Consider the following 23,749-nt stretch of genomic DNA (forward strand, 5'->3'; position numbering starts at 1 on the left):
CGCCGGCAAGGGCGCCGTTCCGTTGTGCCCACCCGTTCCGCCCTGGGGGCACCTCCCGGACGAAGTCTGGGGGAGGAACGCATGCCCACAACGGGCCTGGGGGCCGCTCCGTTGCGGGTGGGCACCGCCCCGGCGGAACGCCTGCCCACAACGGGCCTGGGCGCCGCTCCGTTGCGGGTGGGCACCGCCCCTTGCGGAACGCATGCCCACAACGGGGCGGGGTGGCGTCAGCGGGTGCCGTAGGCCGGGTGGGGGGGCTCCGCGGTGGCCAGGAGCTTCAGGGTCGCTTCGCCCGCCTCCGTCGGGGTCCAGCGGGCGCCCTTGTCCGCCGTCGGCCCCGGCCGCCAGCCCTCCATGACCGTGATCCGCCCCGCCTCGGCCTCGAAGACGCGCCCCGTGACCCCCGCCGAGGCCGCCGAGCCCAGCCAGACGACGAGAGGGGAGACGTTCTCCGGAGCCATCGCGTCGAAGGCTCCGGCCCCCGGCGCGGCCATCGTCTCGGCGAAGGTCTGCTCCGTCATCCGGGTCCGGGCCGCAGGCGCGATCGCGTTGACCTGGACTCCGTAGCGGGACATCTCGGCCGCGGCCACGAGGGTGAGGCCGACGATGCCGGCCTTGGCGGCCGCGTAGTTGCCCTGGCCGACGCTGCCGAGGAGGCCGGCACCCGAGCTGGTGTTGATCACACGGGCGTCGGGCGTACGGCCCGCCTTGGCCTCCGCCCGCCAGTACGCCGCCGCGTGCTTCAGTGGCAGGAAGTGGCCCTTGAGGTGGACCCGCATGACGGCGTCCCAGTCGTCCTCGTCGAGGTTGACCAGCATGCGGTCCCGCAGGAAGCCGGCGTTGTTGACGAGGGTGTCGAGACGGCCGAAGGCGTCAAGCGCCGTGGCGACGAGTGAGGCCGCGCCGTCCGTGGTCGCGATGTCGCCGCCGTGGGCGACGGCCTCGCCACCGGCTGCCTTGATCTCGTCGACGACCTCGTCAGCCGGTCCCGCGCCGCCACCCGTGCCGTCGAGGCCGACGCCGAGGTCGTTGACGACGACCCTGGCGCCCTCGGCGGCGAAGGCGAGCGCGTGCGCGCGGCCGAGCCCTCGCCCGGCGCCGGTGACGATGACGACGCGTCCGTTGCACAGTCCAGTCATGGTGCGTGCCTTTCGGTGAGTGAGTGAGTGGGGGGTTCAGTGGTTGACCGTGGCCGCGTCCAGGAAGGCCGGGCGTTCCCCGCCTCCGTGCACGAGCAGGCTGGCGCCGCTGATGTACGCGGCCCGTTCTGAGGCGAGGAAGACGCAGGCGTCGCCGATGTCGGAGGGCTCGGCGAGCCGCCCGAGCGGCACGGTGCGGCCGACCGAGGCGATGCCGTCCTCATCCCCGTAGTGCAGATGGGAGAGTTCGGTGCGCACCATGCCGGGCACCAGCGTGTTGACCCGCACCAGCGGTGCCCATTCCACCGCCATGGAGCGGGCGAGGTTGTCCAGGCCGGCCTTGGCGGCTCCGTACGCGGCGCTGCCCGGTGAGGGGCGGGTGCCGCTGACGCTGCCGATCATGACGATGGACCCGCCGCCGGGCTGATGGCGCATCACCTCGTACGCGCCGAGGGAGGCGGTCAGCGGGGCGACGAGGTTCAGTTCGAGGACGCGGGCCTGTTGCTCGGCGCTCCCCTCGCCGAGCATCCGGAACGGAGTTCCCCCCGCGTTGTTGACCAGGACGTCCAGCCTGCCGTGGTCGTCGCGGACGCGCGTGAAGAAGTCCGCGACGGCGGCCGGGTCGCGCAGGTCGACGGGGAGGAAGCGGGCCGTGCGCCCGCCCGCCTCGACGGGCTTCTCGGGGGCCCGTCGCGCGCAGGTCACGACCTCCGCGCCGGCTTCGAGCAGGGATCTGGTGATCCCGGCGCCGACGCCTCGTGTGCCGCCGGTGACGACGGCGACGGATCCCGTCAGATCGATGGTGACTGGCAAGGGACACCTCCCGCAGCGCGCGAACCGCTGCTATCTTCCACCTAACAAACGTTTGGTGGAAAGGTAGCTGATCTGCTCATGGGTGTCTCCACCTCCGCCCCGGACAAGGGCATCGCCGTCGTCACCGTCGACTTCCCCCCGGTCAACGCCCTCCCCGTACAAGGCTGGTACGACCTCGCCGCCGCGGTCCGCGCCGCCGGAGCCGATCCGGAGGTGCGCTGCGTCGTCCTCACCGCGGAGGGCCGCGGCTTCAACGCCGGCGTCGACATCAAGGAGATCCAGCGCACGGCCGGGCACGAGGCCCTCCTGGGCGCCAACCGCGGCTGTTACGAGGCCTTCGCCGCGGTCTACGACTGCGAGGTGCCGGTGGTCGCCGCCGTGCACGGCTTCTGCCTCGGCGGCGGCATCGGCCTGGTCGGCAACGCCGACGCGATCGTCGCCTCCGAGGACGCGACCTTCGGCCTGCCCGAGCTGGACCGGGGCGCGCTCGGCGCGGCCACCCATCTGGCCCGGCTGGTCCCGCAGCAGCTGATGCGGGCCCTGTACTACACCTCGCGCACCGTCACGGCCGAGGAACTGCACCGGCACGGCTCGGTCTGGCGGGTCGTCCCGCGCGAGGAACTGCTCGACGCGGCGCTGGAACTCGCGCGGGAGATCGCCGCCAAGGACGGACAGCTGATCCGGCTCGCCAAGGCCGCGATCAACGGCATCGACCCGGTGGACGTCCACCGCAGCTACCGCTTCGAGCAGGGCTTCACCTTCGAGGCCAACCTCAGCGGCGTCGCCGACCGGGTGCGCGACACCTTCGGCAAGGACGACGCCGACGACGCCATCGACACGGACGAGGAGCAGCAGTCGTGAGCAGGGACAAGACGATGACCGCCGAGGAGGTCGTGGGCCGGCTCCGCAGCGGGATGACGATCGGCATCGGCGGCTGGGGCTCGCGCCGCAAGCCGATGGCCCTGGTACGGGCGCTGCTGCGGTCGGACCTCACCGATCTGACCGTGGTCTCGTACGGCGGCCCGGACGTGGGGCTGCTCGCCGCCGCGGGGAAGATACGCAAGCTGGTCGCGGCCTTCGCCACGCTCGACTCCGTACCCCTGGAGCCGCACTTCGGCGCGGCCCGGCAGCGCGGTGACTTCGAGCTGGTGGAGCTGGACGAGGCCATGGTGATGTGGGGCCTGACCGCCGCCGTGCACCGGCTGCCGTTCATGCCCATCCGGGCCGGGCTCGCCTCGGACGTGATGACCGTCAACCCCTCGCTGCGGACCGTGACCTCCCCGTACGACGACCGCGAGGAGCTCGTCGCCGTGCCCGCGCTGCACCTGGACGCCGCCCTGGTCCACCTCAACCGTGCCGACGTGCACGGCAACGGCCAGTACCTGGGCCCCGACCCGTACTTCGACGACCTGTTCTGCGAGGCCGCCGACGCCGCGTACGTCTCCTGCGAGCGGATCGTGGAGACCTCGGAGCTGCTCAAGGACGCGGGGCCGCAGTCGCTGCTGCTCAAGCGGGCGTTCGTCGACGGTGTCGTGGAGACCCCGAACGGCGCGCACTTCACCTCCTGCGCCCCCGACTACGACCGGGACGAGGCCTTCCAGCGCGCCTATGTGAAGGCCGCCCGGGACCCGGAGGCATGGCGGGAGTTCAGTGCCCGGTTCCTGTCCGGCGACGAGGACGCCTACCAGGCCGCGGTCGCGGCGTTCCAGAAGGAGGAAGCGTGAGCGGCACCGACACCACGCCGAAGGCCGCGCCCGCCACACGGGCCGAGTACTGCGTCGTCGCCTGCGCCGAGGCCTGGCGGGACGCGGGCGAGGTCCTGGCCAGCCCGATGGGGACGGTCCCGATGATCGGCGCCCGCCTCGCGAAGCTCACCTTCTCCCCCGAGCTGCTGCTGACCGACGGGGAGGCACTGCTCATCGCCGACGTCCCGGCGGTCGGCGCCGCGCCCCGGGTGGTGGAGGGCTGGCTGCCGTACCGCCAGCACCTGGCCATGGTCGCCACCGGGCGCCGGCACGTGATGATGGGCGCGAGCCAGCTCGACCGGCACGGCAACCAGAACATCAGCTGCATCGGAGACTGGGCGCGGCCGAAGCGCCAGCTCCTCGGCGTGCGCGGCGCACCGGTCAACACCCTGAACAACCCGACCAGTTACTGGGTCCCGAAGCACTCGACGCGCGTCTTCGTCGAGCGGGTCGACATGGTGTCCGGCGTCGGTTACGACCGGGCGGCCGCGGCCGGCCCCTCGGCGACCCGCTACCACCGCCTCCCGGACGTCATCAGCGACCTCGGCGTCTTCGACTTCGAGACCCCGGACCGCAGCATGCGGCTGCGTTCGCTGCACCCCGGCGTCACGGTCGAGGAGGTACGCGAGGCCACCGGCTTCGCGCTGACCGTCCCCGAGGAGGTGCCGTACACCCGCGAGCCGACCGCCGAGGAACTGCGGCTGATCCGTGAGGAGATCGACCCGAAGGGGCTGCGCGACCGGGAGGTCCCCTCATGAGCGACGTCACGCTCCCCACCCGGCTCACCGAGCTCGTCGGGGTGCGCCACCCCGTCGTGCAGACCGGCATGGGGTGGGTGGCCGGTCCCCGCCTGGTCTCGGCCACCGCCGACGCGGGGGCGCTCGGCATCCTGGCCTCGGCGACGATGACCGTCGACCAGCTCCGCTCGGCGGTGCGCGAGGTGAAGTCCCGTACGGACGCGCCCTTCGGCGTGAACCTGCGCGCGGACGCCGGGGACGCGGCCGAGCGGGTGCGGATCATCATCGACGAGGGCGTGAGGGTCGCCTCCTTCGCGCTCGCCCCGTCGCGCGAGCTCATCGCCCGCCTCAAGGACGCGGGGGTCGTCGTGATTCCGTCCATCGGGGCCAGGCGCCATGCCGAGAAGGTCGCGGCCTGGGGCGCCGACGCGGTGATCGTGCAGGGCGGGGAGGGCGGCGGCCACACCGGCAGCGTCGCCACCACCGTCCTGCTCCCGCAGGTCGTGGACGCCGTGGACATCCCGGTCGTCGCGGCCGGCGGCTTCCACGACGGCCGCGGCCTGGTCGCCGCGCTCGCCTACGGCGCGGCCGGTATCGCCATGGGCACGCGCTTCCTGCTCACCTCCGACAGCACGGTCCCCGACGCGGTGAAGGCCCGCTACCTCGCCGCGGCGGTCACGGACGTCACCGTCACCACGAAGGTGGACGGACTGCCGCACCGCATGCTGCGTACGGAGCTGGTCGACGCCCTGGAGCGCTCGGGGCGGGCCGCCTCGCTGCTGCGGGCGGTCCGGCACGCGGCGGCGTTCCGGCGCGAGTCCGGCATGAGCTGGCCGCAGATGGTCCGGGACGGCCTGGCGATGAAGCACGGCAAGGACCTGACGTGGAGCCAGATCCTGCTGGCCGCCAACACCCCGATGCTGCTCAAGGCCTCCATGGTCGAGGGCCGGACCGACCTGGGCGTGATGGCCTCCGGCCAGGTCGCCGGTCTGATCGAGGACCTGCCGTCCTGCGCCGAGCTCGTCGAGCGCCTGATGGCCGAGGCGCGGGCCGCGCTTCACGCCCTGCCCGCCACGGACTGAACCGTCCCCCACACGCACATGTCCGCCGGGGTACCTTCACCCCGGCGGACATGTGTCTCGACCCGGACTCCTCCGCACCGACCCGAACGGAACCGCCATGCCGATCCAGCGGCTGAACCACGCCGTCCTCTTCGTCTCCGACCTGGGGCGCAGCCTCGCCTTCTACCGCGACGTCCTGGAGTTCCGGCCGCTGCCGCAGGCGTTCCCCGGGGCGGCCTTCCTCCAGGCGGCGGGCTCCGCCAACGACCACGACCTCGGTCTGTTCCAGTCCCCCGGGCGCGGCCCCGGGCACGCCACGGGTGGGGTCGGTCTGTACCACCTGGCCTGGGAGGTGGACACGCTTGCCGAGCTTCGGCGGATGCGGGCCCGCCTGGCGTTGGCGGGGGCCCTGACCGGGGCGAGCAACCACGCCTCCACGAAGGCGCTGTACGGCCGGGACCCGGACGGCATCGAGTTCGAGGTGTGCTGGCTGGTCCCCGACGCGGCGGTGGCCGAGGAGCTGTCGACGATGACCTCGCCCACCCTCCCGCTGGACATCGAGGCGGAGATCGAGGTGTACGGCGCGGAGACCCCGGGAGGCCCCCGCACCGATCAGGCGGTCTGGCAGCAGCTCTTCGGGAACGGCGTCACAGACGCTCGATGATCGTCACGTTCGCCCGACCGCCACCCTCGCACATGGCCCCCTCCCGAACGGCCCCCTCGCACCGCTCGGCCCCGGGGGCCTCCCGGGCTTCGGAAGCCCGCGCCGGCCTCCGGCCGGACGGTCCGAGGGCCGCGGCCGTCGTTCGTCACAGACGCTCGATGATCGTCACGTTCGCCTGACCGCCACCCTCGCACATGGTCTGCAGGCCGTAGCGGCCGCCGGTGCGCTCCAGTTCGTGCAGGAGGGTGGTGGTCAGCTTGGTGCCGGTCGCGCCGAGCGGGTGGCCGAGGGCGATGGCGCCGCCGTTGACGTTGACCTTCTCCGGGTCGGCGCCGGTCTCCTTCAGCCAGGCCAGGACGACCGAGGCGAAGGCCTCGTTGATCTCGACCAGGTCGATGTCGTCGAGCGTCATCCCGGCCTTCTTCAGCGCGTACGCCGTCGCAGGGATAGGGGCGGACAGCATGCGGATCGGGTCCTCGCCCCGGACGGACAGGTGGTGGACGCGGGCGCGCGGCGTCAGTCCGTGCTCGCGTACGGCGCGCTCGGAGGCGATCAGCATCGCCGAGGCCCCGTCGGAGACCTGCGAGGAGACCGCGGCGGTCAGCCGGCCGCCCTCGACCAGCGGCTTCAGCCCGGCCATCTTCTCCAGGGTGGTGTCGCGGCGCGGGCCCTCGTCGGTGGTGACGTCCCCGTACGGCACGATCTCGCGGTCGAAGCGGCCCTCGTCGATGGCGCGGGCGGCCCGCTGGTGCGAGCGCAGGGCGAACTCCTCCATGTCCCTGCGGGAGATGTCCCACTTGGCGGCGATGAGCTCGGCGCCGTGGAACTGGTTGACCGGCCGGTCGCCGTAGCGGGCGCGCCAGCCCACGGAGCCGGCGTACGGGCCCTCGGTGAGCCCGAGCGGGTCGGCGGCCTGGCGGCTGGCGAAGGCGATGGGGATCATCGACATGTTCTGCACGCCGCCCGCGACCACCAGGTCCTGGGTGCCGGACAGGACGCCCTGCGCGGCGAAGTGCAGGGCCTGCTGGGAGGAGCCGCACTGCCGGTCCACGGTCGTGCCGGGCACCTCCTCGGGCAGTCCGGCGGCCAGCCAGCAGGTGCGGGCTATGTCGCCGGCCTGCGGGCCGACGGTGTCCAGGCAGCCGAAGACGACGTCCTCGACGGCGGCCGGGTCGGCGCCCGAGCGCTCCATGAGCGCCTTCAGGACGTGTGCTCCGAGGTCGGCGGGGTGGACGGCGGACAGTCCGCCGTTCCGCCGGCCGACCGGGGTGCGGATCGCTTCGACGATGTAGGCCTCGGCCATGACGGCTCCTTCTTCTCTGTCCACGATGTCATGTCGTTCACGGGATGGCGGGGGCGATGCCCTCGAGGACCATCGAGAGGTACTGGCGGGCGATCTCCTCGGGGCTGTGCTGTCCGCCCGGCCGGTACCAGGACGCGGCGACCCAGACGGTGTCGCGCACGAAGCGGTAGGTGAGCCGGACGTCGAGGTCGGTGCGGAAGACCCCGGCGGCGACGCCGCGCTCCAGGGTCCTGAGCCAGGCCTCCTCGAACCTGCGCTGGGAGCCCGCGAGGTAGCCGAAGCGCGGCTGCTCCCGCAGGTGCCCGGACTCCTTCTGGTAGATGGCGACGGCGGCGCGGTGCCGGTCGATCTCCCGGAACGATTCGGTGACGAGGGCCTCCAGGGTCTCCCGGGGGCCGAGCAGGGCGGCGAGCACGGTGTCGTACCGGGCCCACAGCTCGTCCAGGAAGGCGCGGAGGATCTCGTCGAGCATCGACTCCTTGGAGTCGAAGTGGTAGTAGAGGCTGCCCGCGAGCAGGCCGGCGGCGTCGGCGATGCGGCGGACGGTGGTGGCGTCGTACCCCTGCGCGGCGAAGACCTCGGCCGCGGTGTCCAGGATCTCGCGGCGCCGCTCCGGCGCCGGTCTCACGGGTGCTGGCTGCTGACGGAGAGGACCTCGCCCGTCAGGTACGAGGAGTAGCCGCTGGCCAGGAAGACGATCGCGTTGGCCACCTCCCAGGGCTCGGCGTGGCGGCCGAAGGCCTCGCGGGAGGTGAGCTCTTCGAGGAGTTCGGGGGTGGTGACCTTCACCAGGTGCGGGTGCATGGCCAGGCTCGGGGAGACGGCGTTGACCCGTACCCCGTACGCGGCGGCCTCCAGGGCGGCGCAGCGGGTGAGGGCCATGACGCCGGCCTTGGCGGCGGCGTAGTGGGCCTGCCCCTTCTGGGCGCGCCAGCCGATCACCGAGGCGTTGTTGACGACGGCTCCCCCGGCGCCCGCGGCCTTCATCCGGCGCAGTGCGGCGCGGGTGCAGCGGAAGGTGCCGTTGAGGGTGACGTCGAGGACCTTGTCCCACTGCTCGTCGGTCATGTCGACGAGGTCGGCGGTTCCGCCGAGTCCGGCGTTGTTGACGACGACGTCGAGGCGCCCGTGGCGCTCGACGGCGAGGTCGAACAGTGCGGCGACCTGGGTCTCGTCGGTGACGTCGCAGGGCAGGGCGGCGACGCGGTCCGCGCCGAACTCGGCGGCGAGTTCGGCCTCGGACTCCTTGAGTCTGCGGGCGTGGGCGTCGGAGATGACCACCCGCGCCCCCTCTTCCAGGAGCCGGCGGGCGGTGGCGCCGCCGATGCCGGCGCCCGCGGCGGCGGTGACGACGGCGTCGCGGCCGGCGAGCAGACCGTGGCCCGGCACGTAGGGGGGCGGGGTGCCGGTCATGGGCGGACCTCCTTGGGCAGGCCGAGGACGCGCTCGGCGATGATGTTCCGCTGGATCTCGTTGGAGCCGGCGTAGATGGTGTCGGAGCGGGAGAAGAGGTAGAGCCGCTGCCAGTCGGTGAGGTCGTACGGTTCGCCGTCGGCCAGCATTCCCCCGGCCCCGCAGACGTCCATGGCGAGTTCGCCGAGCTCGCGGTGCCAGGTGGCCCAGAAGATCTTCCCGATGGAGGCCTCGGGGCCCGGGGCTCCGGCGGCGACGCCGTCGAGCATGCGCAGGGCGTTGAACCGTATGGTCTCCAGGCCGATCCAGGCGCGGGCGATGCGGTCGCGGATGAGCGGGTCGGCGGCCGCGCCGTTGCGCCGGGCGAGCGCGATGAGGGCTTCCAGTTCGCGGCGGAAGCCGACCTGCTGGCCGAGGGTGGACACGCCCCGCTCGAAGCCGAGGGTGGCCATGGCGACCCGCCAGCCGTCGCCGGGGGCGCCGACGACGTGGGAGGCGTGGGTGCGGGCCCCGTCGAAGAAGACCTCGTTGAACTCCGAGGTCCCGGTCAGCTGGACGATCGGCCTGATCTCGACTCCGGGCTGGTCCAGGGGGACGAGCAGGTAGGACAGGCCGTGGTGGCGGGTGGAGCCGGGTTCGGTGCGGGCGACGACGAAGCACCAGTCGGCCTCGTGCGCGAGTGAGGTCCACACCTTCTGCCCGGTGACCACCCACTCCTCGCCGTCGCGCTCGGCGCGGGTGCGGACGTTGGCCAGGTCGGAGCCGGCGTCGGGCTCGGAGTAGCCCTGGCACCACTGCTCCTCGACGCTGACGACCTTCGGGAGGAAGCGCTCGCGCTGTTCGGGTGTGCCGAAGGCGATGAGCGTGGGTCCCAGGAGCTGTTCGCCGATGTGGCTGACGCGGGCGGGGGCGTCGGCGAGCGCGTACTCCTCGTGGAAGGCGACCTGCTGTTCCAGGCTCGCGCCGCGTCCGCCGTACTCCTTGGGCCAGCCGACGCAGGTCCACCCGGCGGCGGCCATGTGCCGCTCCCAGGCGAGGCGTTCGGCGTGCGCCTCGTGCTCCCGTCCGGGGCCGCCGCGCCCGCGCAGGGCGGCGAACTCGCCCGTGAGGTTGGCGCGCAGCCAGCCGCGGACCTCTCTGCGGAACTCCTCGACGTTGCTCATGGCCGTACGTTAACCTACCAAACACTTGTTAGGGAAGGAGGGCGGATGTCCGCTGCCCGCACCGCATCCAAGGACCCGGTCCGCTACGAACGCCTCGGCCCGGTGGCCGTGGTCACCATGGACCGGCCCGATTACCGCAACGCCCAGAACTCCGCGATGACGTACGCCCTCGACCGCGCCTTCTACCGCGCGGCCGACGACGACGAGGTGAAGGTCGTCGTGCTCGCCGGAGCGGGGAGGCACTTCTCCGCCGGCCATGACATCGGCACCCCCGGGCGGGACGCCCATCTGCCGTTCGACCGGCGCGCCGGGCTCTGGTGGGACCACTCGGACAAGCAGGGCGCGGAGAGCCGCTTCGCCCGCGAGTCCGAGGTCTACCTGGGCATGTGCCGCCGCTGGCGCGAACTGCCCAAGCCGATGATCGCCTCGGTGCAGGGCGCCTGCGTCGCGGGCGGCCTGATGCTCGCCTGGGTGTGCGACCTCATCGTCGCCGCCGAGGACGCGTTCTTCGCCGACCCGGTCGTCCGCATGGGCATCCCCGGTGTCGAGTACTTCGCCCACCCGTGGGTGATGCCCCCGCGCGTCGCCAAGGAGTTCCTCTACACCGGCGACCGGATGGACGCCCGGCGCGCCTACGAGGTCGGCATGGTCAACCGGGTCGTCCCGACCGGGGAACTCACGGAGAAGACCCTGGAGTTGGCGCACCGCATCGCCGAGATGCCCCGCATGGGACTGGCCCTCACCAAGCGCGCCGTCAACCAGGCCGAGGACCTCCAGGGCCTGCACACCGGCATGGACTCGGTCTTCGGCCTCCACCACCTCGCGCACGCGCACAACGCCGAGACGGCGCCCGACGCGCTGGCCGGCATGGACATACGGAAGATGAAGGCGGCGGGAGCCTGATGGACCTCGACTTCTCCGCGGCGGAGGACGCCTTCCGGGCCGAGGCCCGCGCCTGGCTCACCGCCCACGTGCCCGACACCCCCCTGCCCTCCCTGGAGACGGAGGAGGGCTTCGCCGCCCACCGCGAGTGGGAGGGTACCCTCTCCGCCGACCGCTGGTCGGTCGTCTCCTGGCCCGAGGAGTACGGCGGCCGGGGCGCCTCCCTCCTGAAGTGGCTGGTCTTCGAGGAGGAGTACTTCGCGGCCGGCGCCCCCGGCCGGGTCAGCCAGAACGGCATCAACCTCCTCGCCCCCACCCTCTTCGAGCACGGCACCGCCGAGCAGCGCGCCCGCATCCTGCCCTCCATGGCGCGCGGCGAGGTCATCTGGGCCCAGGCCTGGTCCGAGCCCGAGTCCGGCTCCGACCTCGCCTCGCTGCGCTCCACGGCCGAACGGACCGACGGCGGCTGGCTCCTGCGCGGCCAGAAGACCTGGTCGTCCCGGGCGGCCTTCGCCGACCGCGCCTTCGGCCTGTTCCGCAGCGACCCCGACGCACCGAAGCCGCACCAGGGCCTGACGTACCTGATGTTCCCCCTGGACGCCGACGGGGTGACCGTACGGCCCATCGGGCGGCTCGACGGCAAGCCCGCCTTCGCGGAACTCTTCCTCGACGAGGTGTTCGTGCCCGACGAGGACGTCATCGGCGCACCGGGGCAGGGCTGGCGGGTCGCGATGAGCACCGCGGGCAACGAGCGGGGGCTCACCCTGCGCAGCCCAGGCCGGTTCACGGCCGCCGCCGAGCGTCTCGCCGGGCTGTGGCGGGAGACCGCCGACCCGTCCGACACCGCCCTGCGCGACCGGGTCGCCGACGCCGTCATCGGGGCGCGCGCCTACCGGCTGTTCGCGTACGCGGGCGTCTCACGCATCGCCGCCGGAGGGGCGATCGGCGCCGAGTCCAGCCTCAACAAGGTCTTCTGGTCCGAGCTCGACATCGCGCTCCACGAGACCGCCCTCGACCTGCTCGGGCCGTTCGGCGAACTGTCCGACCGGGCCGCGGAAGCGCCCGCGCACGGCGGCTGGGCCGAGGGGCACACCTTCTCCCTCGCCGGACCCGTCTACGCCGGCACCAACGAGATCCAGCGCGACATCATCGCCGAGCGGCTGCTCGGCCTCCCGAAGGGACGCCGGTGATGCGGTTCCTCCTCGACGACGAGCAGCGGGAGTTCGCCCGCTCCCTCGACGGCATGCTCACCGCGGCCGACACCCCGGCGGCCGCCCGCGCCTGGGCCGACGGGAACACCGGGCCGGGCCGGGCGCTGTGGTCCCGGCTCGCGGAGGCGGGTGTCTTCGCCCTCGCCGTGCCGGAGCGGCACGACGGTCTCGGCCCGCTGCCCGTCGAACTGGCCGTCGCCTTCACCGAGCTGGGCCGCCACGCCGTGCCCGGTCCGCTGGTCGAGACGGTCGCGGCGGCGGCGTTCCTCGACCGGCTCGACGACACCGCGACCGCCGCCCTGCTGCCGCAGATCGCCTCCGGGAAGGCGCTCGTCTCCCTGTGCGTGCCGGCCGCGGGCAGCCCCTACGCCCTGGACGCGGACACCGCCGACGCCGTCCTCGTCGTCGAGGGCGACACCGTGCGCCGGGCGGAGACCGCCGGTCCCGTCCAGCCCTCCGCCGACCCCGCGCGCCGCCTCGCCCGGCCGCTCGGCGGCACCGTCCTGGCACAGGGCCCGGCCGTGACCGCCGCCGCCGCGCACGCCCGCGAGGTCGCCGCCCTCGCCACCGCCGCCCAGTCCCTCGGCCTCGGACTCGCCCTCCTCGACCGGACCGTGGAGTACGTGAAGCAGCGCACCCAGTTCGGGGTCGCCATCGGCTCCTTCCAGGCGGTCAAGCACCGCCTCGCGGACACGCTCATCGCCCTGGAGTTCGCCCGCCCCCTGCTCCACTCGGCCGCCCTGGCCCTCGCGGAAGGGGCGGACCACGCCGGCGCCGAGGTCGCGGCGGCGAAGGTCACGGCGGGCGAGGCCGCGTACGCCGCCGCCCGCACCGCCCTCCAGCTCCACGGCGCCGTCGGCTACACCGAGGAACTGGACCTCGCCCTGTGGATCCGCAAGGCCCGTCCCCTCCGCGACGCCTGGGGCACCCCCGCGGCCTGCCGGGCGCGCGTGCTCGCCTCCTGAACCGGGGCCCGCTGCCCGTGGCCGGCCGGCGGGCCCGTCAGCCCCGTACCGCTCGTCCCTCCCCACCATCCCTACCGCACCCGGGAGTCAGCGTGTCCCCCGCACCGTCCCCGCACGTCCCCGAGAGACCTTCCGACCCCGCGCTCCTTCGCAGGGTGGCGCTGTCGAGTCTGCTCGGCACCGTCATCGAGTACTACGACTTCCTGCTGTACGGCACGATGGCCGCGCTCGTCTTCGGCGAGCTGTTCTTCCCCGCGTCCGACCCCACCGTCGGCACGATCGCCGCCTTCGGGACGCTCGCCGCCGGCTATGTGGCCCGCCCGCTCGGCGGCGCCGTCTTCGGGCACTTCGGCGACCGGCTCGGCCGCAAGTCCATGCTCGTCCTCACCATGGCCCTCATGGGCGTGGCGAGCTTCCTCATCGGCGTCCTCCCGACGTACGGGACGATCGGCGTCGCGGCTCCCGTCCTCCTGGTGCTGTTCCGCGTCGTCCAGGGCATCGCCATCGGCGGCGAGTGGGCCGGCGCGACGCTCATGGTCGTCGAGCACGCCGAGCCCGGGCGCCGGGGCCTGTGGAGCGGTGTGATGCAGATGGGCTCCCCCATCGGCTTCCTGCTCTCCACGGTCGCCGTCACCCTCGCCTCGCTGCTCCCCCACGGCTCCTTCCTGGCCTGGGGCTGGCGCGTCCCGTTCCTGTTCAGCGCGGTGCTCCTCGGCATCGGTCTGTACGTGCGCGTCAGCATCACGGAGAGCCCGCTGTTCCGGCGGGCGGCGCAGCGTCGTGACGCCGGTGAGGCGCCGGGCGTTCCGCTGGCGCAGGTGCTGCGGCGGCCGCGCAACCTGGTCCTCGCGTGTGCCGTGGGCATCGGACCGTTCGCCCTGACGGCGCTGATCAGCACGTTCATGCTCACGTACGCCACGGCCATCGGATACGCCACCGCCGAGGTGATGACCGGGCTGCTCTTCACCTCGGTCACCGGCCTCGTGTCCATCCCGCTGTTCTCCGCTCTCTCCGACCGCGTCGGCCGCCGGGCCGTGGTCCTCGGCGGCGCGGCCGGCGTCGTGCTGCTCGCCTTCCCCGTCTACGCCCTGGTCGACGCGCGCTCGACCACGCTGCTGATCCTCGGCATGGTCGTCGGCCAGGTGGTGCAGTCCGCGATGTACGCGCCCCTGGGGCCGCTGCTCTCGGAGATGTTCGGCACCCGCGTCCGCTACACCGGAGCCTCGCTCGGGTATCAGCTGGCCGCTTTGATCGGCGGCGGATTCACCCCCCTGTTCGCCGGCAGTCTGCTGTCCGCCTCGGACGACGTCCGCAGCACGCCGCTCGTGGTCATCGCCGTCGTCTGCGGTCTCGTGACCGCGCTCGCCGTCTGGCGCACCGCCGAGACCCGGGGCCGGGACCTGTCGGCGGAGGACCCTGCGGCGCCGGAGGAGCGGCCCCGTACCCGTACGACTTCGAGAGGAGCAGAGGCATGAGGCCGACGGAGGAACAGGAGGAACTGCGCTCCGCCGTAAGGTCCGTCCTCGGACGGCACCCGGGGAAGGCTGCCTGGCGCCCGCTGACCGAACAGATCGGCATCGCGGGACTCGCCGTGCCCGAGGAGTACGGCGGTGCGGGGTACGGGGCCGGAGAGGTCTACGTCGTGGTGGAGGAGCTGGGGCGGGAGCTGAGCCCCGTCCCGTACCTCGGCTCCGCGGTGCTCACCGTGCAGGCGCTGCTCGCCTCGGACGACAGGGAGGCCTGCGCACGGCTGCTGCCGGACCTGGCCTCGGGTGAGGCGGTGGGCGCCCTGGCATGGGCGGAGGGCGGCTCCTGGGATCCGACGGCCGTACGGGCCGAGGCCATCGCGGGGCCCGGCGGTACGTGGCGGATCACCGGGACCAAGGAGCACGTCCTCGACGGCACCGAGGCCGGGCCGCTGCTCGTGGCGGCCCGTACGAGGGCGGGAGTCTCGCTCTTCGAGGTCTTCGGGGACGGAACGGGTGTGGCTCGTGCGGCGACGGTGACGATGGACTCCACCCGGGCGCAGGCGCGGGTGGTGCTCGCGGAGGCGGAGGGCCGGCTCGTGGGAGGGGAGGGCGAGGGCGAGCGGGTGCTCGCGCACGTGCTCGACCTGGCCTGTACGGCGCTCGCAGCCGAACAGGTCGGCGCCGCCGCGCGCTGCCTCGAACTCACGCTGGCCTACGCCAGGGAACGGGTCCAGTTCGGCCGGGCCATCGGCTCCTTCCAGGCGGTCAAGCACCGCCTCGCGGACGCGTACGTCCTGGTGGAGTCGGCGCGCTCGGCCGCGCTCGGCGCCTCCTTCGCCGCCGCCGCGGGCGACCCGGAGCTGTCCCGCCACGCGGCCGCCGCCAAGTCCGCCTGCTCGGAGGCGTTCTCTGCGGTGGCGGGCGAGATGATCCAGCTGCACGGCGGCATCGGCATCACCTGGGAGCACGACGCCCACCGCTACTTCAAGCGGGCGCACGGCTCGTCCCAGCTCTTCGGCCCGCCGTCCTGGCACCGCGCCCGCCTGGCGGCCGACTTGGGACTGGTCAAGGCCTGAGCACCTCACTGGAGGAGGTGGGGTCCCCCTCCGGGGAACATCCGGCAGTCACCCGCCGCGTACGGTGTCGATGTGGGCGAGCACCGCCCCCGCGCCGTCCTCCGCCGCGATCCCGCGGGCGAGTTCGGCCGCGCGGCGGCGGAGGGACGGTTCGGACAGGCAGGCCGCGATCGCGTCGCCGAGGGCTTCGGCGGTGAGGTCCTGGAACGGCACGGCCCGCGGGGCGACCCCGAGGGCCTGCAGCCGGGCCGCCCAGAACGGCTGGTCGTACATGACGGGGACGGGCACGGCGGGGACCCCGGCCCGCAGCCCGGCCCCGGTGGTGCCCGCTCCCGCGTGGTGGACGACGGCGGCGGTGCGCGGGAACAGCCAGTCGTGCGGTACGTCGCCGACGGCCAGGATGTCGGGGCCGTACCCCGCGCTCAGTTCGGCCCATCCCGCCTGCACCACCGCCCGCACTCCCGCCCGCTTCACCGCCGCGGCCGCCAGTTCGCCGAGCCGTTCGCCCTCCCCCGGCGCCATGCTGCCGAACCCGAGGAACACCGGGGGCGGACCGGCCTTGAGGAAGTCGACCAGCTCGGCCGGGGGCTGCCAGTGCTCCGGCCGCGCGGGCCACCAGTAGCCCGTGACCTCGACCCCGGACGGCCAGTCGCCGGGGCGCGGCACCACCAGCGGGCTGTAGCCGTGGAAGGCGGGGCGGAGGTCCGCCGCGGACGAGGGCGTGTCGGCGGGGAGTCCGAGGCGGTCGCGCAGCCGGGCCACGGCGCCGGCGAAGGCCCCTTCGGCGCGCCTCAGTACGTCCCGGCCGGCAGCGAGGTTGCCCTCCGGGCCGCCGTCCTCGGTGCCCCGCGCGTGGGGCAGCGGGAACTCCCGGGTGGCGAAGGACGGGACGAGGTAGGTGCCGATGACGGGGATGCCGGAGGCCTCCCCGGCCGTCCGGCTCAGCGGAGCCGGGCCGTGGGCCGTGAGCAGCAGGTCGGCTCCGCCCGCCACGGCATCCGCGACCCCGTCGGCGAGCCCGTCCGCGTACGCCCTGGTCAGCGCCTGCGCCTCCTCCCGCGAAGCCGCCCGCGACCAGCCGCGGAGGAGCTCCTGCGGGTCTCCCGGCATGAGCCGGTGTTCGAGGCCGCAGCCGCCGACGAGCGCGGCGAAGGACGCGTGGGCGGCCACGGCGACCTCGTGGCCCGCGTCGAGCAGGCGGCGGCCCAGCCCGGTGAAGGGCGCGACGTCTCCGCGGGAACCGGCGGTGATGATCAGAATGCGCATGGCGCGATTCAACACCCGGCCGGTGTCGACGGGAACGCCGGTCAGCCGAGCTCGTCCAAGGTGAGGTCCGCCTTCCCGCGGCACAGCCGACCGGGCACACGCCGGAGGACCTGGTGCGCCGGCTCCACTCCACTGCGGCCGAGCTGCCGACGGCGCTGGCCAGGACCGCCGAGCCGTCGGCCTGAGGCGGCGGGCGCTCACCCCGAGGACGACGGTCGCTCCGTGACGACCGCCGAGCCGTCACGTGAAGGCCGACGGTCGCTCCGTGACGACAGAACTCCGGCCCGCCGAGGCGCTTCGGCGGGCCGGAGTCGGTCGGGGGGACGGATCAGGCGAGCGGGCGGCACAGCAGGGCGTCGGGGACGCCGCCGTGGGTCCACTTCCAGGTGTAGGCGACGCCGGCGAGGTACTCGTCGTCGCGGCACTGGCCCTTGTAGTAGCCCGGCGCCCAGTCACTGGCGGTCGAGCCGCCGGTCGCGGGCCGGTTGTCGCCGTGGTCGAACCAGAGGACCCGGCCGGTGGTGGGCAGGGCGGTGGCCGCGGGGGCACACAGGAGGGCGGCCATGGCGTTGCCGTTCACGCTGTAGCCGACGGCGAAGGAACGGTCGGGGCACTGGAGCTTGTTGTAGCCGTTCGCCCAGTCGCCTCCGGTCACGAACCGCTCGTCGGTGACGACGGTCCAGGAGCCGCTCGCCTTGGCCGGCTGGCCGGCGTCGGTGCACAGACCGCGGCCGCTGCTGCGGGCGAGGCCGGTCACGCGCTGGCTGTCCGGGCAGTTGCCCTTCCGGTTGCCCGGGGACCAGTCCGGCTTGGCGAGCATGGTGGCGGAGACGTCGTAGTCGGCGTGGTCCAGGTTGAGCATGTTCCAGCGCGGGGCGTCGCCGACCCTCCCGGTCCTGCCCGGGGCGCCGACGAGCTTGTTCCAGTCGGTGGCGCGCCAGTCGCCGGCGTCCATGACGCCGAGGCGGGTGCCGTTCGCGCTGTAGCTGACCATGGCCCAGTTGTCCTGCGGGATGCCGTTCGCGTCGGTCCAGCCGACCAGGGGCCAGATGGCGAAGTCGGAGTCGTTCCGCACCAGGATGTCGGTGAAGTTGGTGAACCAGGCGCGTTCCCTTGCGTCGATGTCGCCCCGCCCGGCGGCGCCGAACTCGCTGATCCACACGGGTGCGGTGAAGTGCTGGCCCGACCGGGTGACGAACAGGGCCTCGTCGTCGACGACCTGGGCGAGCTGCGCCGGGGTGAGCTCCTCGTAGCGGAGGTCGTGCGTCTCGCCGGTGCCGGTGGCGCCGGTGTGGTTCGGGCCCGTGTAACCGTAGAAGTGGGCCGCGTAGACGAGCTTGTCGGAGCGGATCAGGGTGTTGGACAGGGTGGCGACCGGGGTGAGCATCGGGCGGCCGTGAGGGGTCAGGTCGGTGGGGATGCCCTGCCAGTTGATGCCCTCCATGACGACGAGCATGTCCGGGTTGGCCTGGAGGATCCTGTTGCCGGCCTCTTCCATGGCCTTGTTGAGGTCGTGCTCGTCGCCCCAGCCCCAGTTGGGGTCGTCCCAGGTGTCGCGGCGGACCTCGTTGCGCAGGTCGGCTCCGACGACCCGCTTGTCGGCCTGGTAGCGCTTGGCGAGGAAGACCCAGTCGTCGATCCACTGCTGGGTGGACTGGCCGCTGTTCCAGCGCTCGTTGCCGTCCAGGCCGCAGCAGAAGCGGTAGCTGGTGGTGTGGTTGTTGAGGATGACGGCGAAGCCGTCCGCGGTCAGGGCGGCGACGACGGCGTCGAGCACCTGGAGCGGGGTCTTGCCCTTGAGCTGCGGGTTGGCGGCGACGGCCGCGTCCGGGACGACGGTCGTGTCGTGGACCAGCGCGTTCGCGAAGGGCAGCCGGATGCTGTTGAGGCCGAGCGTGTGGAAGTCGGCCAGGATGTCGGCGATCGGCTTCCGGTCGAGGCCGAGCGGAATGTTGTGCGACATCTGCCGGGCCTGGTGGTTGGCGACGTCGCCGACGTCGCCGCTGCCCTGCCAGGTGCCCTGCGCACCGGCCCAGTTCCCGGACTTGAGCTTGAACCGGTCGCCGTCGGCGTCGACGACGTACCGGTCCCGGGTCGACAGCGGGGCGGTCCAGGAGGCGGCGAGCTCGGCGCCGGTGAGGACGGGAGGCGGCGGCGTCCCGGTGTCGGCCACGGCCGCGTGCGGGGTGAGGGTGCCGAGGAGGAGCGCGGAGGTGGTGACGAGGAGTGCGGTGGCGCGTCGAAGCGGGGTGAAGCGGGATGCCACGGAGGCTCCTTACGGGTCGGGGTGATGTACCTGCCTTGTGCGTGGTGCGGGAGGTGCGGGGTGCGGATTGGTGCGGGGTGCGGGGACGGTGCGGGCGTGCGGGTGGCGCGGCGTGCGGATTGGCGCGGCGTGTGGGGACGGTGCGGGCGTGCGGGTGGCGCGGCGTGCGGATTGGCGCGGCGTGCGGGTGGCGGTGCGGCATGCGAGGCGGTGCGGGCGCCGGGTTGGCGCGGCGTGCAAGGACGGTGCGGCATGCGAGGCGGTGCGGGTGGCGCGGCGTGCGGGAGCGGTGCGTCGTGCCGCTCGGCCCCCGTCTCCGTCGCGAGGAGGAGGGCGGGGCGTCGTACGGTCGGCTGCGGGACGTTCAGCCGGCGCCGGTCGGGGCGGTGGCCGCGTACTGCGGGAAGAGGGCCTGGATGGCCACGGCGGCGCCGCCCCTGGCCCACTCCTGCCAGGGCAGCGGCCGCAGCGACAGCGGGCAGCGTCCGGCGGCCCCGAAGGTGTGTGCGGCGTACGCGTCCTGGATGGGGCGGCTGAGCAGGTCGTAGGCGTCGACGCCCTCACCGCTGACGACGACGCGTTCCGGGCCGACGAGGCTGACGAGCGCGGAGATGCCGATCCCGATGGCGTGTCCGGCCCGGTCGAAGGCCTCGCGGGCGGCCGGGTGGCCCTCGCGGGCCAGATCGGCGGCCTCGCCGAAGGTGAGGTGCGGGTTCGTGGTGGCCTGGCGGACCGCCGCGAGGATCGCGTCGGTGGAGGCGATCGCCTCGACGCAGCCGCGTGCGCCGCAGCGGCAGCGCGGGCCGGCCGGGTCGACGCGGACGTGTCCGACCTCGCCCGCGACACCGTACGCGCCCCTGAGCAGCTGCCCGTTGACGACGAGTGCGGAGCCGACGCCGGCACCGATGGTGACGAGCGCGAAGTACTCGGTGCCGATGCCTTCGCCGAACCAGTGCTCCGCGACGGTCAGCGCCCTGACGTCGTTCTCGACGGTGACGGCCAGACCGGTGGCGGCGGTGAGCAGTTCGGCGAGCGGGACGTCGCGCCAGCCGAGGAGCCCCGAGTGGCGGAGCCGGCCGGTGTCCCGGTCCACGTCACCGTTCACCGCGACGCCGAGGTGACGCGTACGGGCCCTGAACGGGGCTTCGGAGTCGAGGAGTTCGCCGACGAGCTCGGCCGTGAGCGCGGCGGCGGCCTCGGGGGTGCATTCGCCGAGCGGGCGGGCGGCTGTGGCGCGGATCCCGGCCCGTAGATCGCACAGGGCGCCGAAGACCTGACCGGAGCTGATCTTCAGGCCGACGAAGTACTCCCGGTCGGGGGCGACCGCGAGCGGGTTGACCGGCCGGCCGGCACCGGGTGCGGTGCGCTCCGGCGGGAGTTCGTACAGATACCCGTCGTCGATGAGCGGCCTGGCGGCCTTGGTGACGGCGGTCGAGGAGAGGCCGGTCCGCCGGGCCAGTTCCACCCGACTGAGGGGGCCCTCCGCGAGGAGCAGGGCGAGGACCGCGGTCTCGGCGGGTGCGGAGACGAGAGGCCGCGAGCGAAGTCGTGACACGCGAGTAACATAGAGCAAATAAATAACTTCCTCCAGTATTGATTTGACGCCCCCTCACCTCATCGCGCCGGCCCTCCGAAACGACCACGTCCCCCACCGTCCCGGCCTCGCCCCCACCCCCGGGGCCGCGTCACCTTCGTCACCCGCTGACGACACCCCGGAGCGCCCGACCCGACTCCCCGGTTCGGGTTCTCCTTCGTCGCCCCGGCGCCACGGCGGCCTCAGCAGAGGTGCACGGACACCCCGCACAGGCCCAGCCCTTGAAGAACGGCGGTGCGCCAGACACGCAAAGGCCCGTCCAGAACGCGCTCCTCCCCCTCGCCGTAGTACAACCAGTCCTGATCCTCGACGGCGGCACGTTCGGCCGGGGTGAAGGTGAGCGCACGCTCGACGAGCGGAAGGCTGTCGCGGACCTCCGCGGCGGAGAGCAGGAAGGTGCCGCACCAGCCCGGCAAGAGCGCCGCACGGGTCGGACCGATGGCGTGGAACAGGGACGAGACCGCGTACTCCTTGCTGTGCACGGAGACGAACATGCTCTCCTCGCTCTGCCCCTCCCACACGGTGTCCAGCACGTCGAAAGAGGGATCCACCGTCCCGCCGCAGACATCATCGACATGGCGGCCGGGTGCCGTGAGCTCGCGGAACGACTCGATGGCATCGGGATCGGCTCGCACGTCACCACCCTCGCCGCCGAAGGAGTACCAGGTCCGGTAGTCGGGGAGCGGCTCTCGCAGCCACTGCCGCCAGCGCCTTTCGGCCTCCGGGTGGCCGCGGTCCGCCCGCATCGCCGGCAGCAGGTGCGAGGAGAGGCCGGCGATGCCTTCGTCGGTGTGACTGCTGATCGCCCACGCGCTCGTGAATCCCATGCCGGGGAAGCTACCGCCCACCGCTGACAGGCTGCCCCGCTCGCAGCCGGGTCGCCTGGCCATGACGACGACGCCGGGGCTCGCGTGTTCGTCCGCCATGTCGACTATCTGTCGGCCGCCCGGTCGTAGGAGTCACGGGCCACGTCGAGATCTGCCGGACGGCCGGTTCGCCGCGCACACATCCTGCGCCGGCCCAGGAGAGGCGACGGCCCGCCGTGGGGATCTTGTGCGGATCGGCGGCAGGTCCTGCACCGAACGGTCGCCTGAGGGACCGCGGAGGCCTACCCGCCCCGGCGGTGCGATGCGGGCGGATCGGGAGTAATTGCCCCGCCCGAAGGGGGCGTTGCACGCATTTCCGGCAGGTTTGCGTTTCGCTCGGGCGTTCTGGAAGCCTCCGTTCAGCCCGTCTGACGCTTCATCAACCGGAGGCACCCACCCATGCCCTCAAGGCGAATACGCCGCGCCTGGCTCACCGCAGCCGCCGCGGCCTCGCTCGTGTTCACCGGCCTCGTGGCCCCGGCCCAGGCCGAGGTCGTTCCGCAGGGCGGCTCGGACCCCACGGTCCAGGAGCCGCTCGCGGCCGAGGCCGCGCCCTCCTCCTTCTCCGCCACCGCCTGGACCTCGCCCGGCGGCGCGGCCTCGCCCGGTGACTTCACCATGTCGCCCGGCGCGCTGAACGCCGAGACCACCTCCCGCGTCGCCCGCCTCGACGCGGTCCTCCCCAAGTCGGGTGTGCAGAACCTCCTGGCCGGGGCGAACCGCACCGTCACGCCGTGGTGCTCCCGCGACCCGTTCGGCACCGCCGCGGATCCGGACATCAAGTACTGCCTCCAGAGCGACGACTCCACCTCGCAGGAGTGGGTCCCGCAGGGTTTCTCGGGCGTATCCGACGCCCAGGACGACGAGCTGTGGGGCACGGCCGGGAACATCCAGCTGTTCGCCTCGTACGACGGCTGGGACCCGGGCCGCGAGACCGACCCGGACCCGGCCACCGGCGACTGCACCACGGCCGAGCTGGAGGCCAACGACGCCTGCAACCAGAAGGGCGTCCGCATCACCTTCGTGCAGAGCCGCGTCAACCCGGCGACCGGCAGCCCCGAGGTCAAGTACCGGCACGTCCTGCTGGGCTGGACGTACATCAACTCGGCCGACCACGTCTCCTTCGACGGGCTGCACGCCTCCGAGTACCCGATCCAGAAGGGCGTCCACGCCGGCGGGATCGTCTGGTACGGCAACTACCTCTACGTCGCCGACACCCGCAACGGCCTGCGCGTCTTCGACATGCGCTACATCATGGACCTGGACCCGGACGGCGACCCCACCACGCACGACGCGATGGGCAGCGACACCGACGGTGTGCAGACCACGGCGAACACCGAGGACAAGACGAAGGTCGGCCGGCACGACAACGTCTGGTACAGCTTCGGCTACCGCTACGTGATGCCGCAGGTCGCCGCGTGGAAGTTCAAGGCGACCCAGAGCAACCCCTCCGGTTCGTACGCCTGCGTCTCCACCGGCGCCCCCAAGGCCTCCTACATCTCCCTGGACCGCAGCACCACCCCGGACCGTCTGCTCATGGGTGAGTACTGCCGTCCGCAGACCGGCTACCCGTCCACCGGCCGCATCGCGTCCTTCCCCGTCGCAGACCTGGAGGGACGCTCCTCCGACGTCACTGCGGAGGGCTGGGCCAACTACCTGCCGCTGACCAACGGCGGCGCCCAGGGCGCGGCCGCGTACAACGGCAAGCTGTACGTGAACGAGTCGAAGGGCACCGACGAGCCGGGCAACCTCTGGCGCTACAGCTGGAGCAACGGCCAGCTGGTCACGAACGGCGCGGCCGTGAAGACCGCCCGGGGCGCCGAGGACCTCTACATCGAGCGGGGCACGGGCCGTCTGTGGTCCCTCTCCGAGCACCGCCCGGGATCCGCGTCCGACTGCACGGCCAACCGTGACGCGGCCGATCCGGTGGGCACGGACTACTGCCAGCGGGTGCTGTACGGGCACAAGCTGAGCTGGCTCGACGGCCAGCCGTAGCCCGGACCGGCATCGCCGTACCCGGATGGAGAGCCGTTCCATCCGGGTACGGATACGGCCAAGGCGAGCGGCACGCTCCCCGCAGCCCCTGAATGCCTGAAGGGGCGGGCCCGACGAGCCC

General features: G+C 73.1%; 21 protein-coding genes. 11 read left to right on the forward strand and 10 right to left on the reverse strand.

Annotation, left to right across the window (positions count from 1 at the left end; all coding sequences use genetic code 11):
* Positions 1-227: 227 nt before the first annotated feature.
* Together ABT041_RS30735 and ABT041_RS30740 are read right to left on the reverse strand one after the other, a co-directional pair.
* On the reverse strand, positions 228-1,139 hold the full coding sequence (locus ABT041_RS30735) for an SDR family oxidoreductase (protein WP_351190592.1): 912 nt from the start codon (positions 1,137-1,139) through the stop codon (positions 228-230).
* 36 nt (positions 1,140-1,175) lie between these two features.
* Positions 1,176-1,952 carry an SDR family oxidoreductase gene (locus ABT041_RS30740; RefSeq protein ID WP_351190594.1) on the reverse strand — a complete coding sequence of 259 codons (777 nt, stop codon included), beginning with the start codon at positions 1,950-1,952 and terminating at the stop codon, positions 1,176-1,178.
* Positions 1,953-2,030: 78 nt separating this feature from the next.
* On the opposite strand from ABT041_RS30740, the gene ABT041_RS30745 reads away from it, so the two are divergent.
* The 5 genes from ABT041_RS30745 to ABT041_RS30765 all read left to right on the forward strand — a co-directional run bounded on the left by ABT041_RS30745 (position 2,031) and on the right by ABT041_RS30765 (position 6,159).
* Positions 2,031-2,813, forward strand: a complete 783-nt coding sequence (locus tag ABT041_RS30745; RefSeq protein ID WP_351190596.1) for an enoyl-CoA hydratase family protein — start codon at positions 2,031-2,033, stop codon at positions 2,811-2,813.
* 14 nt (positions 2,814-2,827) lie between these two features.
* Complete coding sequence (locus ABT041_RS30750) at positions 2,828-3,676, forward strand: CoA transferase subunit A (RefSeq protein ID WP_351190769.1); 849 nt, start codon at positions 2,828-2,830, stop codon at positions 3,674-3,676.
* Positions 3,673-4,455 carry a CoA-transferase subunit beta gene (locus ABT041_RS30755; RefSeq protein ID WP_351190598.1) on the forward strand — a complete coding sequence of 261 codons (783 nt, stop codon included), beginning with the start codon at positions 3,673-3,675 and terminating at the stop codon, positions 4,453-4,455. Before ABT041_RS30750 ends, ABT041_RS30755 begins: the two co-directional genes overlap by 4 nt.
* The gene (locus ABT041_RS30760; RefSeq protein ID WP_351190600.1) at positions 4,452-5,516 is read left to right on the forward strand and encodes an NAD(P)H-dependent flavin oxidoreductase; all 1,065 of its coding nucleotides are present in this window, start codon (positions 4,452-4,454) and stop codon (positions 5,514-5,516) included. Before ABT041_RS30755 ends, ABT041_RS30760 begins: the two co-directional genes overlap by 4 nt.
* A gap of 97 nt (positions 5,517-5,613) precedes the next feature.
* Positions 5,614-6,159, forward strand: a complete 546-nt coding sequence (locus tag ABT041_RS30765; protein ID WP_351190602.1) for a VOC family protein — start codon at positions 5,614-5,616, stop codon at positions 6,157-6,159.
* A 145-nt stretch (positions 6,160-6,304) separates the two neighbouring features.
* Here ABT041_RS30765 and ABT041_RS30770 read toward each other — a convergent pair whose 3' ends face one another.
* The 4 genes from ABT041_RS30770 to ABT041_RS30785 are packed head-to-tail and all read right to left on the reverse strand — an operon-like array spanning position 6,305 to position 10,038.
* Positions 6,305-7,462: an acetyl-CoA C-acetyltransferase gene (locus ABT041_RS30770; protein ID WP_351190604.1), complete on the reverse strand. Its 1,158-nt coding sequence runs from the start codon at positions 7,460-7,462 to the stop codon at positions 6,305-6,307.
* A gap of 37 nt (positions 7,463-7,499) precedes the next feature.
* A complete protein-coding gene (locus ABT041_RS30775) occupies positions 7,500-8,090 on the reverse strand; it encodes a TetR/AcrR family transcriptional regulator (RefSeq protein ID WP_351190606.1) in 591 nt (196 codons plus the stop codon).
* Entirely contained in the window at positions 8,087-8,875 is a 789-nt protein-coding gene (locus ABT041_RS30780) for an SDR family oxidoreductase (RefSeq protein WP_351190608.1), read from the reverse strand. The genes ABT041_RS30775 and ABT041_RS30780 overlap by 4 nt, the downstream gene beginning before the upstream one ends.
* Complete coding sequence (locus tag ABT041_RS30785; RefSeq protein WP_351190610.1) at positions 8,872-10,038, reverse strand: acyl-CoA dehydrogenase family protein; 1,167 nt, start codon at positions 10,036-10,038, stop codon at positions 8,872-8,874. The genes ABT041_RS30780 and ABT041_RS30785 overlap by 4 nt, the downstream gene beginning before the upstream one ends.
* A 45-nt stretch (positions 10,039-10,083) precedes the next feature.
* Here ABT041_RS30785 and ABT041_RS30790 point away from each other — a divergent pair, with 45 nt between their 5' ends.
* The 5 genes from ABT041_RS30790 to ABT041_RS30810 all read left to right on the forward strand — a co-directional run bounded on the left by ABT041_RS30790 (position 10,084) and on the right by ABT041_RS30810 (position 15,641).
* Entirely contained in the window at positions 10,084-10,941 is an 858-nt protein-coding gene (locus tag ABT041_RS30790) for an enoyl-CoA hydratase (protein ID WP_351190612.1), read from the forward strand.
* A complete protein-coding gene (locus ABT041_RS30795; protein WP_351190614.1) occupies positions 10,941-12,110 on the forward strand; it encodes an acyl-CoA dehydrogenase family protein in 1,170 nt (389 codons plus the stop codon). The genes ABT041_RS30790 and ABT041_RS30795 overlap by 1 nt, the downstream gene beginning before the upstream one ends.
* Positions 12,110-13,096, forward strand: coding sequence for an acyl-CoA dehydrogenase family protein (locus ABT041_RS30800; protein WP_351190771.1), 987 nt, complete (start codon positions 12,110-12,112; stop codon positions 13,094-13,096). Before ABT041_RS30795 ends, ABT041_RS30800 begins: the two co-directional genes overlap by 1 nt.
* 92 nt (positions 13,097-13,188) lie before the next feature.
* Positions 13,189-14,571 carry an MFS transporter gene (locus tag ABT041_RS30805; RefSeq protein ID WP_351190616.1) on the forward strand — a complete coding sequence of 461 codons (1,383 nt, stop codon included), beginning with the start codon at positions 13,189-13,191 and terminating at the stop codon, positions 14,569-14,571.
* Positions 14,568-15,641, forward strand: a complete 1,074-nt coding sequence (locus tag ABT041_RS30810; RefSeq protein ID WP_351190618.1) for an acyl-CoA dehydrogenase family protein — start codon at positions 14,568-14,570, stop codon at positions 15,639-15,641. Before ABT041_RS30805 ends, ABT041_RS30810 begins: the two co-directional genes overlap by 4 nt.
* A 48-nt stretch (positions 15,642-15,689) precedes the next feature.
* Here ABT041_RS30810 and ABT041_RS30815 read toward each other — a convergent pair whose 3' ends face one another.
* The 4 genes from ABT041_RS30815 to ABT041_RS30830 form a co-directional block, all read right to left on the reverse strand.
* Complete coding sequence (locus ABT041_RS30815; protein WP_351190620.1) at positions 15,690-16,907, reverse strand: glycosyltransferase; 1,218 nt, start codon at positions 16,905-16,907, stop codon at positions 15,690-15,692.
* A 328-nt stretch (positions 16,908-17,235) separates the two neighbouring features.
* Positions 17,236-19,173 carry a glycoside hydrolase family 5 protein gene (locus ABT041_RS30820; RefSeq protein ID WP_351190622.1) on the reverse strand — a complete coding sequence of 646 codons (1,938 nt, stop codon included), beginning with the start codon at positions 19,171-19,173 and terminating at the stop codon, positions 17,236-17,238.
* Positions 19,174-19,537: 364 nt separating this feature from the next.
* On the reverse strand, positions 19,538-20,728 hold the full coding sequence (locus tag ABT041_RS30825; RefSeq protein WP_351190624.1) for an ROK family protein: 1,191 nt from the start codon (positions 20,726-20,728) through the stop codon (positions 19,538-19,540).
* Positions 20,729-20,949: 221 nt separating this feature from the next.
* On the reverse strand, positions 20,950-21,693 hold the full coding sequence (locus ABT041_RS30830) for a hypothetical protein (protein ID WP_351190626.1): 744 nt from the start codon (positions 21,691-21,693) through the stop codon (positions 20,950-20,952).
* Positions 21,694-22,032: 339 nt separating this feature from the next.
* Between ABT041_RS30830 and ABT041_RS30835 the strand changes: the two genes are divergently transcribed.
* Positions 22,033-23,628: a hypothetical protein gene (locus ABT041_RS30835; protein ID WP_351190628.1), complete on the forward strand. Its 1,596-nt coding sequence runs from the start codon at positions 22,033-22,035 to the stop codon at positions 23,626-23,628.
* The last annotated feature ends 121 nt before the right edge of the window (positions 23,629-23,749 follow it).

Source organism: Streptomyces sp. NPDC002825 (genome assembly GCF_040295385.1).
Classification (GTDB): domain Bacteria; phylum Actinomycetota; class Actinomycetes; order Streptomycetales; family Streptomycetaceae; genus Streptomyces.

Excerpts from the sequence above, each read along its gene's own strand:
- ABT041_RS30835 (WP_351190628.1), top strand. The coding sequence starts at position 22,033 with ATGCCCTCAAGGCGAATACGCCGCGCCTGGCTCACCGCAGCCGCCGCG.
- ABT041_RS30795 (WP_351190614.1), top strand. The coding sequence starts at position 10,941 with ATGGACCTCGACTTCTCCGCGGCGGAGGACGCCTTCCGGGCCGAGGCC.
- ABT041_RS30760 (WP_351190600.1), top strand. The coding sequence starts at position 4,452 with ATGAGCGACGTCACGCTCCCCACCCGGCTCACCGAGCTCGTCGGGGTG.
- ABT041_RS30800 (WP_351190771.1), top strand. The coding sequence starts at position 12,110 with ATGCGGTTCCTCCTCGACGACGAGCAGCGGGAGTTCGCCCGCTCCCTC.
- ABT041_RS30750 (WP_351190769.1), top strand. The coding sequence starts at position 2,828 with ATGACCGCCGAGGAGGTCGTGGGCCGGCTCCGCAGCGGGATGACGATC.
- ABT041_RS30765 (WP_351190602.1), top strand. The coding sequence starts at position 5,614 with ATGCCGATCCAGCGGCTGAACCACGCCGTCCTCTTCGTCTCCGACCTG.
- ABT041_RS30815 (WP_351190620.1), bottom strand. The coding sequence starts at position 16,907 with ATGCGCATTCTGATCATCACCGCCGGTTCCCGCGGAGACGTCGCGCCC.
- ABT041_RS30745 (WP_351190596.1), top strand. The coding sequence starts at position 2,031 with ATGGGTGTCTCCACCTCCGCCCCGGACAAGGGCATCGCCGTCGTCACC.
- ABT041_RS30830 (WP_351190626.1), bottom strand. The coding sequence starts at position 21,693 with ATGGCGGACGAACACGCGAGCCCCGGCGTCGTCGTCATGGCCAGGCGA.
- ABT041_RS30785 (WP_351190610.1), bottom strand. The coding sequence starts at position 10,038 with ATGAGCAACGTCGAGGAGTTCCGCAGAGAGGTCCGCGGCTGGCTGCGC.
- ABT041_RS30810 (WP_351190618.1), top strand. The coding sequence starts at position 14,568 with ATGAGGCCGACGGAGGAACAGGAGGAACTGCGCTCCGCCGTAAGGTCC.
- ABT041_RS30770 (WP_351190604.1), bottom strand. The coding sequence starts at position 7,462 with ATGGCCGAGGCCTACATCGTCGAAGCGATCCGCACCCCGGTCGGCCGG.
- ABT041_RS30790 (WP_351190612.1), top strand. The coding sequence starts at position 10,084 with ATGTCCGCTGCCCGCACCGCATCCAAGGACCCGGTCCGCTACGAACGC.
- ABT041_RS30780 (WP_351190608.1), bottom strand. The coding sequence starts at position 8,875 with ATGACCGGCACCCCGCCCCCCTACGTGCCGGGCCACGGTCTGCTCGCC.
- ABT041_RS30735 (WP_351190592.1), bottom strand. The coding sequence starts at position 1,139 with ATGACTGGACTGTGCAACGGACGCGTCGTCATCGTCACCGGCGCCGGG.